This window comes from Gemmatimonadales bacterium (genome assembly GCA_019637315.1).
Lineage (GTDB): Bacteria > Gemmatimonadota > Gemmatimonadetes > Gemmatimonadales > GWC2-71-9 > SHZU01.
In genome coordinates this window covers 37,640-50,843 of the sequence record JAHBVU010000007.1, presented here as the reverse complement: position 1 = coordinate 50,843, position 13,204 = coordinate 37,640, and the positions used below count along the sequence as shown (strand labels likewise).

Here is a 13,204-nt window from a genome sequence, read left to right as displayed (position 1 = left end):
CTATTCGGGCGTGGCGTCGCGGTGGTAGACCCCGCTGCGCCCCCCCTGTTTGGCAACCAGGCGGATCGGACCGATCTCCATGGCCCGATCGACTGCCTTTACCATGTCGTACACTGTCAGAGCGGCGACTGAAACCGCGGTCAGGGCTTCCATTTCCACCCCGGTTCGGGCCGTGACCTTCGCGGTCGCCGTTATATGGACGCCTGGAAGGGCCTCATCTAACACGATTTCGACGCTGACCTTATCGAGAGGGAGCTGGTGACACAGCGGAATCAGGTCTGCCGTGCGCTTGGCTCCCGCAATCCCCGCCAGCCGCGCGGTGCCGAGCACGTCGCCTTTGGCAAGACTGTTGGTCCGGACCTGGTCGAACCCGACAGCCGACATCCTGACCCATCCTTCGGCAGTGGCGGTCCGCTCGGTCGGCGTTTTCGCGGAGACGTCGACCATGTTGGCGCGTCCCTCGGCGTCGATATGGCTCAAGCCCATAGCGCGTCCGATAGCTCCGCAGTGAGGGTGGCCAGGAGCAACTGCGGGTTGACGTTGACTCGCGCGGCTTCCCGCACTGCCTCGATTCGGTCGAGGGCCCGGAGGAAACGACCCGGTACTCGGACGTCCCTGAGCATGGCCGGAACCGGCTCGGCGGGGCCTCCCGCGGTTGCCCGGGCGGCATTGCTCAACACCTGGGTCAGGCCGTCGAGCAGCAGGCTGAAATCGCCCCGGGCCGCCCAAGGTCCTTGCTTGAGCACCCGCTCGAAGCGGGCGCTGCCACCGTCGCGCGTGGCGGTGAGCAGCTGCTCGACCTCGTCGTTGATCGCTGCTCCGCCCTCGACCGCCAGGGCGCGCCCGATCGATCCGTCGGCGTGGGCGGCCCGCTGGCGGCGCTCCGCCGCTGAGAGGGTGGGCGCCAGGCGGGTCAGCCCGGCCTCGACCTGGTCCGGCGTGAGTCGCCCGAGCCGAATCGGAACCGCTCTCGAGCGAATCGTCGGCAGGACCCGCGAGGGATCGGTCGTGGTCAGGACCACGATCGTCTGGGCGGTCGGCTCTTCCAGGAACTTGAGCAGCGCGTTGGCCGCCTCCTGATTGGCTTCCTGGGGAACCAGGCGCTCGGCTCCACCGATCAGAATGACCCGGCGCCCGCCGTGGACCGTGGTCAGGGTTCCCGTTCGGAGAATCAGGCGTGCCGAGGCAACCCCGTGCATCGCCAGACCGTCTGGGGGCAGATAGGCGGAGTTTTCCCGGCGGCCCGCCATGACTTCGCCCAGCGTTTCGCGGACCTCCTCGACCTGCTTGTCGGGATCTGATGCCTTGGGGCGCGGTATCGGGACGAACCAGTGGAAATCCGGATGACTGAGCCCGGCAACCAGCCGGCAGCCCCGGCAGGTGCCACACGGGGCGCCGGCATTCTCGCATAACGTCAGCGCAGCGAGCCAGCGCCCCAAGGTCTGCTTACCAACCCCGCGCTCTCCGGTAACCAGGAGGACTTGCGGCAGCCGGCCGGCTTGGTGCGCCGCGGCCAGGTTGGTCCGCGCCTGCTCGTGTCCGATGATGAACGGGTCGCTCATACGGGGTGAAAAGTTAACCGGACCGGCAGCGGGAAAGAAGGGGTCTGCGACCGTGTAAGTTGTTTCAAATCATGATTTTAAGCACCAGGGTCGAGGACTCGAATCGTGCCGATCATTGCAGCCTGGTCCCGCGTCTCAACGGCAGCTACTGTTCACTATTCGACCCCCGGTCGTGGGGGGTGCCAGTAAGTCTTTGTCCTGTTGGGTTTTGACCGGGTCGGAAGTTCTTGCCAGGTGTCAGGTCCGAGGCTCGGGCAAATGCATGATCCTGCAGATACGGTGAAAACCGACTGGATCGGAATCGATCAGGGGCCAACTTGGCGGGGTCCGCCCGGGTGGTTGCTCGTCGGGAGGGCCCCGGGTACTTTATGCGTCGCGCGCAAGCGCACGATCCCGAGTAGCTCAGTTGGTAGAGCAGCTGACTGTTAATCAGCGGGTCACAGGTTCGAGTCCTGTCTCGGGAGTACTTGAAAGTCTTTAAGGCAACGCCCCGGTCGCATCGTTCGATGCAACCGGGGCGTTTCGCGTCTCGAGCCCCTCCGCTACTTGGCGCTCATCAAGGCGTTGATGGCGTCCTTGAACTCCTGATTGGAAAACGGCTTGGCCAGAATGCCGGCGGCGCCGAACTTACGCGCGACCGTGAGGTACTCATTGGCGTTGACGCGCCCGCCCCCGGAAATGGCCAGAATTCGGACCTTCGGGTCGAGCTTACGGAGTTCCTGGATCAGTTCCAGGCCATCCGTGTCCGGCATGATCAGGTCTGTAACGATCAGGTCCACGCTGCTTTCCCGAAACAGCGTCAGCGCTTCGGAGCCACTGCCAGTGCTGGTGACCTCGTGACCGGCTCGAGTCAGCATCTGGTCAATGGTCCGGCGGCTCATATCATCGTCATCGACAAGCAGGATCCGCATCAGGATGTCCGGGCCTTCCCTGTTGAACAAGTCTCGAAACATAGTGTCGAGATGCGAGTCACGCATCCCCAGATTTGAGCTATCGTCAGGTCCGGCCGATAGTTGAGCCATGATATCCGCTCTGACGAGGATCGAGAGCCTGACGCGCTGCGTACCCCTGGCCGGTACGGCGCATTCGGGTGACGCGGCGGTCGTGATCGACCGCGGCGACGACGTCATTCTCGCCTTGATCGACGCTACGGGGCGCAGCGCCGAGGCGGAGGCCGCTGTTCGGGTGGTCGAAGGGGTGGTCCGTCGGCAGGCGGACAACCATCCGGCCTCGGTCTTCGAGCCGGCCCACCGGGCCCTCGGCGGCGGGGGCGGCGTTTCGCTGGGAATCGTCCGCATCGACCCGGACCGCGGCGAACTTCAGTTTGCGGGTATCGGCAGCGTCTACGGCTTCGTCGCGGGCGACGTCCCGGCCGTCCTGACCAGCGAGCCTGGTACGGTCGGTCTCGGGCTTCCCAAAGTGCCGACGGTCAGGACCCTGCCGTGGCCGCGAGGTGGGGCCTTGGCCCTGGCTGCCGATGGCGTCGTGGACGTCTGGGAACTGGCAGCCCTTTGGCGCCACCGGCACAGCCCGCTCGAATCGATGATCGAGCGAATTGCAGGCGGCCTCGGACGCTTGCCGGAAGACGCCTCGGTCATCTTGGCTCGGGCGCGGTGACGGGGCTGGCCGCTACAGCTCGAGATCGAGCGACCGCCACAGGTACCAGCAGGCAATCGAGCGCCAGGGCCGCCACCGCTCGGCCCGGCGGGCCACGGTCCGCTCACTGGCCAGCCGTTTGACGCCGAAGCTTCGGCTGAATCCCTTGCGGATCCCGAGGTCGCTGGTGGGCAGGATATCGGGGTGGCCCAGGTAGAAGATCAGCAGCATCTCGACCGTCCACCGCCCGACGCCGCGGACCCGGGTCAGTCGTTCGATGACGGCCTCAGGGTCGAGTCGCGCCAATACCCGCCTGCTCGGCACGGTGCCCGACTTCGTGTGCTTTGCCAGATCGATGATGGCCCGCGCTTTGGCCGACGAGAGCCCGGCAGATCGGAGAACCGCTTCCTGCGTGGCCAGAATCCTCGAGGGAGAGGGCAGGCGGCCACCGGGGTAGAGGCCAGCGAAGCGACCGTAGATCGTTTCCGCAGCGCGGCCCGATAGCTGCTGGTACACGATGGCGCGTTGGAGATAGTGGTGCGGGGTTCTGATGGCCGGCGGGGCGAGGTTCAGCGGACCAACCCGCGCGATGATGCGTCCCAGTTCCGGGTCGCGATCGCTGAGGTTTCGGAGCGCAACGTCCCGGTCGACGATCGGGCCCGGGTCGTCGCGCCACAGTCGAGCAAGGACAGGAAACGCCGAGGGTGTCATTGTCGGTTCAACCGGTAAGATCTGGAGTTGCCCAAGCTGGGCCGCGAGTTCTGATTGCCGACGACGATCCAACTGCGCGGCTGCTGGTCCGCCGGGTGTTGGAGCGGCGTTTCCGTGCCGTGGTCCGGGAAGCGGCCGACGGTGCGCAGGCCCTCGAAGCGTGTCGGCAGGAGGCACCCGACCTGCTGCTCCTCGACATTTCGATGCCCGCCACGGATGGAGTTCAAGTCCTCGCGGAACTTCGAGCGGACCCCGCCTTCGCGCAACTGCCCGTGATGGCGATCACGGCCACGGTCGAGCGTGCCACGGTGATGCGGATGATCGACCTCGGCGTGGTCGACTATCTCCGCAAGCCCTTCGAGTTACCGGCCATCGAGCGACGGCTCGCCCGGGTTCTGAAACATACCGCGCAGCGATCAAACGAATAGATTGAGGCCGCCACAGATCCCACCCGTTGGGGCGGGATCTGCGGGGGCCGCAACTCCGTCCCGCCGGACCGTCCCGATCCGGTAGCGGACACGCCCGAACGTCTCAGCTCAGGCAGACCCATGGACTTGGAGCAGTTCCGGCTCGAGGCGCACCGCCTCGCGGATTGGATGGCGGACTATCTCGCGACGGTCGACGACCGCCGCGTCGTTCCGCTGGTCGAACCCGGTACCGTCAGGCGAGCGTTGCCGTCGACTCCTCCGGAGGCTCCGGAGCCCTTCGCGCGGATTCGTGAGGACGTCGACGGGATCGTGCTTCCGGGCACGACCCATTGGGGTCATCCCGGGTTCTTCGGCTACTTCCCGTCGAATCACAGCCCGCCCTCGATTCTGGCGGAGATGATGATGGCCGCGATCGGTGCGCAATGCATGTCGTGGCAGACGTCCCCGGCGGGCACCGAAGTCGAGCAGGTCGTGATGGACTGGTTGCGGCAGATGCTCGGCTTGTCCGACCGATTCACCGGCGTGATTCAGGACTATGCCTCGAGCTCCACGCTGGTGGCGCTGATCACCGCTCGCGATCGGCATCGCAACGAACTCGATCGCGCCACGGTGTACACCTCGCGTGAGGCGCACTCGTCGGTTGCCAAGGGTGCGCGGCTTGCAGGCTATCGTCCCGAGCTGATTCGCGCCGTTCCCGTCGATGAGAACTTTGCCATGCGGATCGATGCCCTCGACGCCGCCATTCGGGCCGATCGTGCTGCGGGGCTGGTGCCGTCGGTCATCATCGCGACGCGGGGCACCACCTCGACGACGGGCTTCGATTCGATTTCGGAGATTGCGCCGATTGCGCAGCGCGAAGGCGCCTGGCTTCACGTCGACGCGGCCTTTGCCGGCTCGGCCGCCGTGGCGCCGGAGCTGCGCTGGGTGCTCGATGGTGTGGAACACGCCGACAGCCTGGTCGTCAATCCCCACAAGTGGCTGCTGGTCAACCATGACTTCTCGGCCTACTTCGTTCGGGATCCGGCGGCTCTGGTACGCTCGATGGGCACCTCGCCCGAGTATCTCAAGACCAAGCATGACGCCGAGGTCGTCAACTATCGCGACTGGGGCATTCCGCTTGGCCGGCGGTTCCGCGCCCTCAAGCTCTGGTTCGTGATCCGGAGCTACGGGGTCGAGGGACTCCGCGCCATGATTCGCGAGCACGTGCGGCTGGGGTTGCTCTTTGCCGGCTGGGTGGAGGCGCACCCGGAGGTCGAACTGGCGGCGCCGGCGCCGGTCGGGCTGGTCTGCTTCCGGTGGCGGCCAGTCGACGGTCGGCTGGCACAGGAGGAAGTCAATGACGCCAATCGCCGGCTGCTCGAACGGATCAACGCCGATGGCGATCTCTTCCTGACCCACACCGTGCTGGACGGGCAGTATACCCTCCGGCTCGCGCTTGGTCATCTCTCGACCGACGAAGCGATCGTCCGACGCGTCTGGGACCGGGTCCTCAGTTCGATCGAGGGCCTGAGCCCGGCCTGATCGTGCGGTGCGCGGCTGGCGTCAGGGCGCCGACGCCAGCAGCGGCTTCAGGAATCGGCCAGTTTCCGACCCTGGGGTGGCGGCGACAAGTTCGGGCGGGCCCTGGACGACGATTCGACCACCTGCGGGGCCAGCGTCGGGTCCCAGGTCGATGACCCAATCGGCCCGCTTGACGACGTCGAGGTGGTGCTCGATGACCAGCACGGTGTTGCCGGCATCGACCAGGCGGTCGAGCACCGTGATGAGCTGGCGAACGTCGTCGAGGTGCAGACCGGTCGTCGGCTCGTCGAGCAGGTACAGCTTGCGACCGGACCGCTTGCTGGCCTGAATCAGTTCACGGGCAATCTTGAGCCGTTGGGCCTCGCCGCCCGACAGGGTGGTGGCGGCCTGACCCAGGCGCAGGTAGCCGAGTCCCACCTGTTGCACCTGCCAAAGCGCGGCGCCCAGCTTCGGCTGATGCCGAAACCGCCCGATGGCCTCGTCGACCGTCCATTGCAGCACATCGTGAATCGAGTGGCCGCGCACCTTGACGTCGAGCACCTCGCGCTTGAAACGGGTCCCGCCGCATGCTTCGCACGGCACGAAGACGTCGGCCAGAAAGACCATCTCCACCATGACCTGACCGGCGCCGTCACATTGTTCGCAGCGACCACCGGCGGTATTGAAGGAGAACGTCGCGGGCGTGTATCGCCGAGACCGCGACAGGGGCTGGTCGGCAAACAACTCACGGATCTCGTCGAATCCCTTGACGTAGGTAATCGGATTCGAACGAGGTGTCCTGCCGATGGGCGACTGGTCGATCATGACGACCGACTGAATCCATTCGTGCCCCGACATCGTGTCGATGGCGCCGGCAACCTCGCCCAGGTGGGCCTTGACTGACGACTCGCCGGTCAGCTGGGATTCGAGCTGCCGGTAGATGACGTCGTGGACCAGGGTGCTCTTGCCAGAGCCGGAAACGCCGGTGACCGCGACGAGAGTGCCCAACGGGATCTCGACGTCGACGCTGGCCAGATTGTGGAGCCGGGCGCCGGTTATGCGCAGCCTGCGTGCACCCAGCGGGCGACGGCCGCTGGGCACGCCGATTCGCTTGGTTCCGGTGAGGTACTGGCCGGTCACGGTTTCGGTCGACGCGGTCGGCGGGCCTGCATAGACCAGGCGGCCGCCGCGTTCTCCCGATGCGGGACCGAGTTCCACCATATGGTCGGCCCGACGAATCGCCTCGAGATCGTGTTCGACCACGACGACGGTGTTGCCCGCATCGCGGAGCCGTTCGAGAATGCCGAGCAGGCGATCGGTGTCGCGCGGATGAAGGCCGATCGACGGCTCGTCGAGCACGTAGAGCGAATCGACCAGCCGGGCGCCCAGCGCGTTGGCAAGAGAGATTCGCTGGGCCTCACCGCCGGACAATGTTCGGGTCTGCCGATCGAGGGTGAGGTAGCCGAGCCCGACCTGAGTCAGATACTCCACCCGGGCGACCAGTTCCGTCAGGACGTCCTGCGCAATCCGACGCTGGGTCTCGTTCAACTCCAACCGCGCGAGCCAGTCTCGCATCTCGGTTAGCGCCAACGACCCGACCTCCGCAATCGTGTTGCTGCCGATCCGCACCGCCAGTGCTTGCTCATTGAGCCGGGACCCATGGCATGCCGGGCATTCCTTCGCCAACTGGTACCGCCTGAGAAACACGCGGACGTACTGCTTGTAGCGCTTTTCCTCGAGGCTGGTCAGGAACGGGAATACGCCCAGGAAGCGGCCCTGCCTGCCATAGAGAAGTTCGCGCTTGACCGTGGCTTTGAGGCTATCCCACGGGGCCGAAGGGTCGGCGCCCAGCTTTCGGGCCGTATCGTAGAGCAGCCGCCGGCGGCTCTCGTAGCGGGGTTTGGTCCAGGGGTCGATCGCGCCGTTCAGTAGTGAGCGTTTCGGGTCGGGCACGATCAGGGACTCGTCGTACTCGAGGACCGCGCCGAACCCGTTGCAACCGGCGCAGGCGCCGCGCGGGTTGTTGAACGAGAACAGGCCCGGGCTCAGCGTAAACGCCGGTGTGTCGCAGGTCGAGCAGGCCGGGTGCTCGGTGAATCGAAGTCGGCCCTCCGAGTGCAGCACCACGGCGACGCCGTCACCCTCGGCCATGGCCTGCGCAATTGCCTCCTCGAGTCGCGGACCGGCCGAGGTCGGGTCCGTCAGGCGATCGACGACGATCAGCAGATCCGGGGCGGTGCTCAGGTCCGCACCAGTCGGCAGGTCGTCGAGATGGGTCGCGACCCCGCCGAGTTGAATCCTGACGAACCCCATCGCTCGTAGGTTGTCGGCAATTGCGGCATGAGACTGTCGGGCCGAGTCGGGAAGCGGGAAAGCGATCTGAATCGGCGTCTGGCCCAAGCCCCGGGCCCCATCGGCGGCCGTGGCCGGACTGTCCCGGACCACCCGGGCGCCGCAGACTCGACAGTACTGGACCCCGACCCGGGCCCAAAGCAAGCGGAGGTAGTCATAGACCTCCGTTGCGGTCCCAACCGTCGAGCGGCTCGAGACCGTCGGGTTGCGCTGCTCGATGGCAATGGCCGGCGCGATACCCTCGATCCGGTCGACCAGGGGCTTGGGCATCCGCTCGAGGAATTGCTTCGCATAGGTCGAGAGGGACTCGATATATCGGCGCTGACCCTCGGCGTAGATCGTGTCGAAGGCCAGTGAGCTCTTGCCCGACCCGGATGGGCCCGTAATCACGATCAGCTTTCGATGGGGAAGCTCGACCGTGACGCCTTTCAGGTTGTGTTGGCGGGCGTTGACGACGCGAAGGAACGGTTCCGGCACCGGGGCAAAATAACGCCGAGTCGGATCTTGCAGCCGGATTGGCTCGTTTACCCCCTCGGGCCCCATTAACTTGACCAGGAATCCATGGCCAAACTCCTTACCCCCAAGGTCCTGCTTCGCGGGCTCGAACTATTCCTCCTGATATCGCTCATCAGTTTCGGGGCGGTACTCTGGTACAGCAAAGGGACCTCGGCTTTCCTCGAGGCCATTCCGCAGATTCGGCTCGAATGGCTCCTGGTTGGGGTGGGGCTGGCATCGATGGACTGGTTCGGCGGAGGACTGCGCAACTACGTCTTGGCCCGCAACATCATGCCCAACCCCTCGATGAAGGGGATGGTGCTTTCCGGCGGGATGAGTGCCTGGGCGGGATACCTGACGCCGGTCATGTCGGGGGCTGGTCCGATGATGGTCTACACCATGAAGCGTTATGGTGTGCCGGTTCCGGTCGGCTTCACCATCACGTTCATGAGCTTTATCGCCACCGTCGCGTTCTTTGCGATTGCCGGGCCGATTGCGATTGCCTTCGGGGCCGGGAAGTCGCTTGGTAGCCATGGCGTGGCGTTGGGGATTTCGCTGTACGACCTGTTCATCGGCAGCCTGGCGATATTCTGCGCACTTGGCGTCCTCTTCCTCGTCATTATCCTCTTTCCGAAGGCCATTCGAGACGTCGTTCGCAAGCTGGCACTCCTGCTCGGCCGCCGCAGCAAGTGGGTGGGCCATCGGCTCGAGGCCCTGGAACGCGGTATCGATCAGACGCATGAGGCGGTGGAGCGCTTCAATTCCCCGCGCGGGTGGATGGCCCTGGCCGTTGCGACTGTGCTTTCGGGGCCGTCACATGCCAACAAGCTCCTGGCTGGCTATGTCGCGCTCCGGGCCATTGGTGTCGAGGCGCAGTTCGTCGACGTTCTGCTGCTCCAGACGTTCATCACCTTCGTTCTCTATTTCTTCGCACCGACACCGGGCGGTTCTGGGATCGGAGAGCTCCTGTCGACGGCGGTGATGTCGATTTATGTGCCGCGACCGCTGGCGCCGCTGTACGTGCTCCTTTGGCGCCTGGTCGTGAGCGGTTATACCATTGTTTTCGGCTCCATCGTGTTCTCCCGATGGGTCCGTCAGGGGCTTCGGGGAATCGAGCAGGACCCCAGCCCGACCGGCTGAAATTGCTTGCTAAGCCGCGAGGCTCGGCCTACGTTTGTGGCCCACGACGCTCGAACAGGAAACACGGCGCATGCAGCTCGAGTACGGCGGGCAGCGGGTCTCCGTCGCCGCCGGTGAGTGTTCAATCGGTTCCGTTGCGCAGGCCGATCTCCGTCTTGAAGGGGAGACCGTATTGCCTCGGCATGCCGTCGTATCCCGACTCTCGGGTGGCCACCTGGCCATTCGCCCGGCGGTGTCGGGAGCGCTCGTTCTGGTCAACGGCACGGCAGTGGGTCCCGAGCCTACGCCCTTGCTGCATGGTGACCGACTCCGGATCGGAGAGCATGAGGTGATCGTTCTGGGCCCGAGTCGGAATGACAGTGAGTGGGCTCCGGATGAGGCTCCCACGCGCCTGGACCCCGCGCTTGTCGAGGGGGCCGGGCGACTGATCAGCCAGACCGATGGCCGCGAGTATCGGATTGCCGTCGTTCCCTTCACGCTCGGGTGGGATGCCTCCGCTCAGGTCGTGGTCGACGCGCCGAACGTTGCCCGCCGTCACGCCGAAATCGTGTCGCGCCCTGATGGCGACATTCTGGTTGACCTGTCGTCGAGCGGCACCTTTGTCAACGGTGAGCGGATCAGCGGCCGGCACCGGCTCCAGCCGCTCGACGTTCTGCGAATCGGAACCTCCGAGTTCAGGTACCACCCCGGCGAGTTCACCGCGTCCATGCCCGCCCTGGGTGCTGAGTTGCGCCTTCGCGACACGCTGGTGGGTTTAACGGTTCGAGCGCAGCCGGTACCCCTGTCCAATCCGACCGCTCGGCCGCTCGCCTCGTTGCGGATCAAGAGCGGTCTCAATAAGGGTGGGCGGATCCCGGTCTGGTCGCCGTCGGTCACGATCGGTCGGGCCGACGTTTGTGAGGTGCGGTTCAACGATCCGACGGTCAGCTTGGCCCACGCCAAGCTTCTGCTGCGGGATGGCGTCTGGTCGATCAGCGACCTCGGCTCGGCCAACGGTACCTGGGTGGATGGGGTCGTCGTTGAGGATGACGCGCCACTCTCGCCCGGATCGACGCTGCTGTTGGGCGGCGTGGTCGTTTCATTCGAGCCGCAGGATGAACCGGTGCGGCGCCCTGAGCCTGTCGCCGCGGGCCGCACGGCAGAAGGGTCTGGTCGTACGTCAGGCCGCAGTTATCCGGCTCAACTCGCGGCACCCGGCGGGCGGCAGCGACCGCACCACGTCGTCGTCGACGTCGACTCCAGTGTCGATTCTCCCGAGGTTGAGGCCGACCGGCGCCGCCGCCGGGCCGGTGAGCGGGCAATGGTCCTGCTCGCACCGATTGCGGCCCGGCCGAATCTCCTGATGCACGTCGCGATCGCGGTTCTGATCGTGTCCCTCGCGCTCCTCGCCTTCGTCGTCTAACGCATGTTGATCTCGTGTGCTGGCGACACCCACGTCGGTGTGGTGCGAAGTGGTAATGAGGACAGCTTTCTGCTCGACTACAAGCACGGTGTATTCATCGTGGCCGACGGGATGGGTGGGCATGCCGCCGGCGAGGTCGCGAGTGAGATGGCGGTCGAGATCATCGCTCGCGAGATCGGCAATCTGCGCGGGCTTCCGGATGGCGATGCCTACGAGCGGATTCGCCTGGCAATCCGCACCGCCAACCAGTCGATCTTTGAGCGTACCCTGGCCGAAGCCGATAAGCGCGGCATGGGCACGACGACCACGGTGCTGGTGCTTTCGGGAAGCCGCTATCTGATCGGTCAGGTGGGAGACAGCCGGGCCTACCTCCTCCGCAGTCGCCACCTGATCCAGCTGACCAAAGATCACAGTTATGTGCAGGAACAGGTCGACGCTGGTCTGCTGACTGCGGAGCAAGCTCGGACCCACCCGTACAGCAACGTGATCACGCGTTGTGTCGGTGCCAACGAGGATGTGGTGCCCGACGTGTACTTCGGGACCCTGCAACGGGATGACATCATTCTGCTCGCCTCCGACGGCCTCACGGGCATGCTCGAGGACGAGCAGCTGGCCAAACTCCTCCAGGGCGGCGATCCACCCGAGGTGGTCGTCAACCGGCTGATCGCCGAGGCCAACCGGCGCGGCGGACTCGACAACATCACGGCCATCATCGTTCGGATCGACGAAGTCGGCCCGACGACCTAACCTGTGCGATCGCGCGATCTCATCGCATTGCTGACCGGGTTCGACGCCTTACGCGCGAATCCGATGCGCACCATGCTGTCGACCCTGGGCATTGTCATGGGTGTTGCCGCGCTGGTATCGGTCCTGGCCATCGGCGACGGGGTCGAGCAGTACGGCCGCCGCGAAGTTGGCTCGACCACCGGTCTGCAGTTCCTTTCGATCACCGCGGCCACGACGACCAGAGTCGATGGCATCACCGTTCCGCTCGATTCCTATCCCGTCTTCACCATGGCCGATCGCGATTCGCTGATCGGACGCTTGCCGTCCGACGCCGAAGTCACGCTGTATGCGCGCGGTTCGGGCGTCGCCTCCGCCGAGGGGCTCGCGCGTCCGCTCGGTGTTCTCGTGACCGGGCACGCGGGTCCGACGATGCTGCCGCTGGTGGAGGGCAGGGCGCTGTCAGAGGACGAGGTGCGGAGCGAGCAGCTCGTGGCCACGATCAACGAGAGCCTGGCGCGCGCGCTCGTTGCGGATGGTCGCTCGGCGCTGGGGCGTCGGATCCGGCTCGAAGCGACGGACCTCGAAGTCGTTGGCGTGCACCGTTCGGGCCAGGATGTTGGTTCGCTGCACGAGGTGCTCGTGCCACCGGGACTGGCTGCGCGGGTCATGACCGCGGTTGGACGGCCGCGACCGGATACGCTGGTGGTGCGGCTCGCTCGGATCGAGGACGTCCTGCCTGCGCAGCGGGTGGCCGAGCAATGGCGTGATCAGCAGGGGCCGGTCTGGCGGGCGTCGGTCCGAGTCGAAACCAACGCGGCGCGGGTGGCGCAGGTCGAGCGCGGTGTCATGGTGTTCAAGGTCCTGATGGGAACCATCACCGGGGTCTCGTTGCTCGTCGGCGGCATTGGGATCATGAACGTGTTGCTTGCTTCGGTGGCTGAGCGGACCCGTGAGATCGGCATCCGCAAGGCGGCTGGAGCTCGTCGGGGCGATATCCTGCTTCAGTTTCTCGCCGAGTCGGTGACCATAACCGGAGTGGGCGCCGGATTGGGAATCGCGTTGGGGCTGACCATTGCGTACGCCGGTTCCAGCTTGATGCGCAGGATGGCGGGCGTTGAGGTACACGCAGCGACGAGTGCGGGGACGCTTGTCTTTGCCGTCGGGGCTTCGATGGTCATCGGTCTCGTCTTCGGCCTCTATCCCGCGCGGCGCGCAGCCAACCTGGACCCCATCGAGGCCATCCGCCACGAGTGACCGTGGCGGTCGCTACTCCCGCTGCCCGGCGACCCTGA

The 13,204-nt window shown here is 65.6% G+C and carries 12 protein-coding genes and 1 tRNA gene; 8 read left to right on the top strand and 5 right to left on the bottom strand.

Features of this window, described 5'->3' with window-relative positions; translation table 11 throughout:
- On the bottom strand, nucleotides 1-486 hold the full coding sequence (gene moaC, locus KF785_08260; GenBank protein ID MBX3146752.1) for a cyclic pyranopterin monophosphate synthase MoaC: 486 nt from the start codon (nucleotides 484-486) through the stop codon (nucleotides 1-3).
- Nucleotides 477-1,562 carry an AAA family ATPase gene (locus KF785_08255; GenBank protein MBX3146751.1) on the bottom strand — a complete coding sequence of 362 codons (1,086 nt, stop codon included), beginning with the start codon at nucleotides 1,560-1,562 and terminating at the stop codon, nucleotides 477-479. The genes moaC and KF785_08255 overlap by 10 nt, the downstream gene beginning before the upstream one ends.
- Before the next feature lie 391 nt (nucleotides 1,563-1,953).
- Here KF785_08255 and KF785_08250 point away from each other — a divergent pair.
- Nucleotides 1,954-2,026: transfer RNA gene (locus KF785_08250), tRNA-Asn, on the top strand.
- 78 nt (nucleotides 2,027-2,104) lie between these two features.
- On the opposite strand, the gene KF785_08245 is transcribed toward KF785_08250, so the two are convergent.
- Nucleotides 2,105-2,473 (bottom strand): response regulator, encoded by a 369-nt coding sequence (locus tag KF785_08245; protein MBX3146750.1) that lies wholly within the window; start codon nucleotides 2,471-2,473, stop codon nucleotides 2,105-2,107.
- Nucleotides 2,474-2,582: 109 nt separating this feature from the next.
- Here KF785_08245 and KF785_08240 point away from each other — a divergent pair, with 109 nt between their 5' ends.
- Nucleotides 2,583-3,179, top strand: a complete 597-nt coding sequence (locus tag KF785_08240) for a SpoIIE family protein phosphatase (protein ID MBX3146749.1) — start codon at nucleotides 2,583-2,585, stop codon at nucleotides 3,177-3,179.
- 12 nt (nucleotides 3,180-3,191) lie between these two features.
- Here KF785_08240 and KF785_08235 read toward each other — a convergent pair whose 3' ends face one another.
- Nucleotides 3,192-3,869 carry a DNA-3-methyladenine glycosylase 2 family protein gene (locus tag KF785_08235; GenBank protein MBX3146748.1) on the bottom strand — a complete coding sequence of 226 codons (678 nt, stop codon included), beginning with the start codon at nucleotides 3,867-3,869 and terminating at the stop codon, nucleotides 3,192-3,194.
- On the opposite strand from KF785_08235, the gene KF785_08230 reads away from it, so the two are divergent.
- Both KF785_08230 and KF785_08225 read left to right on the top strand, forming a co-directional pair.
- Nucleotides 3,863-4,297, top strand: coding sequence for a response regulator (locus tag KF785_08230; protein ID MBX3146747.1), 435 nt, complete (start codon nucleotides 3,863-3,865; stop codon nucleotides 4,295-4,297). The two genes, KF785_08235 and KF785_08230, sit on opposite strands and share 7 nt — an antisense overlap.
- A 120-nt stretch (nucleotides 4,298-4,417) precedes the next feature.
- Complete coding sequence (locus KF785_08225) at nucleotides 4,418-5,818, top strand: aspartate aminotransferase family protein (protein MBX3146746.1); 1,401 nt, start codon at nucleotides 4,418-4,420, stop codon at nucleotides 5,816-5,818.
- A gap of 21 nt (nucleotides 5,819-5,839) precedes the next feature.
- Here the strand turns inward: KF785_08225 and uvrA are convergent, their stop codons facing one another.
- The gene (gene uvrA, locus KF785_08220; protein MBX3146745.1) at nucleotides 5,840-8,626 is read right to left on the bottom strand and encodes an excinuclease ABC subunit UvrA; all 2,787 of its coding nucleotides are present in this window, start codon (nucleotides 8,624-8,626) and stop codon (nucleotides 5,840-5,842) included.
- Nucleotides 8,627-8,710: 84 nt separating this feature from the next.
- Here uvrA and KF785_08215 point away from each other — a divergent pair, with 84 nt between their 5' ends.
- The 4 genes from KF785_08215 (at nucleotide 8,711) to KF785_08200 (ending at nucleotide 13,166) form a co-directional block, all read left to right on the top strand.
- On the top strand, nucleotides 8,711-9,784 hold the full coding sequence (locus KF785_08215) for a flippase-like domain-containing protein (GenBank protein ID MBX3146744.1): 1,074 nt from the start codon (nucleotides 8,711-8,713) through the stop codon (nucleotides 9,782-9,784).
- 70 nt (nucleotides 9,785-9,854) lie between these two features.
- Nucleotides 9,855-11,186: an FHA domain-containing protein gene (locus KF785_08210; protein ID MBX3146743.1), complete on the top strand. Its 1,332-nt coding sequence runs from the start codon at nucleotides 9,855-9,857 to the stop codon at nucleotides 11,184-11,186.
- 3 nt (nucleotides 11,187-11,189) lie between these two features.
- The gene (locus KF785_08205) at nucleotides 11,190-11,933 is read left to right on the top strand and encodes a Stp1/IreP family PP2C-type Ser/Thr phosphatase (GenBank protein ID MBX3146742.1); all 744 of its coding nucleotides are present in this window, start codon (nucleotides 11,190-11,192) and stop codon (nucleotides 11,931-11,933) included.
- A gap of 3 nt (nucleotides 11,934-11,936) precedes the next feature.
- Nucleotides 11,937-13,166: an ABC transporter permease gene (locus tag KF785_08200; GenBank protein MBX3146741.1), complete on the top strand. Its 1,230-nt coding sequence runs from the start codon at nucleotides 11,937-11,939 to the stop codon at nucleotides 13,164-13,166.
- Nucleotides 13,167-13,204 lie beyond the last annotated feature (38 nt).

Coding starts and splice junctions, on each gene's coding strand:
- moaC (MBX3146752.1), bottom strand. CDS start 486: ATGGGCTTGAGCCATATCGACGCCGAGGGACGCGCCAACATGGTCGAC.
- KF785_08255 (MBX3146751.1), bottom strand. CDS start 1,562: ATGAGCGACCCGTTCATCATCGGACACGAGCAGGCGCGGACCAACCTG.
- KF785_08245 (MBX3146750.1), bottom strand. CDS start 2,473: ATGCGGATCCTGCTTGTCGATGACGATGATATGAGCCGCCGGACCATT.
- KF785_08240 (MBX3146749.1), top strand. CDS start 2,583: ATGATATCCGCTCTGACGAGGATCGAGAGCCTGACGCGCTGCGTACCC.
- KF785_08235 (MBX3146748.1), bottom strand. CDS start 3,869: ATGACACCCTCGGCGTTTCCTGTCCTTGCTCGACTGTGGCGCGACGAC.
- KF785_08225 (MBX3146746.1), top strand. CDS start 4,418: ATGGACTTGGAGCAGTTCCGGCTCGAGGCGCACCGCCTCGCGGATTGG.
- KF785_08215 (MBX3146744.1), top strand. CDS start 8,711: ATGGCCAAACTCCTTACCCCCAAGGTCCTGCTTCGCGGGCTCGAACTA.
- KF785_08210 (MBX3146743.1), top strand. CDS start 9,855: ATGCAGCTCGAGTACGGCGGGCAGCGGGTCTCCGTCGCCGCCGGTGAG.
- KF785_08205 (MBX3146742.1), top strand. CDS start 11,190: ATGTTGATCTCGTGTGCTGGCGACACCCACGTCGGTGTGGTGCGAAGT.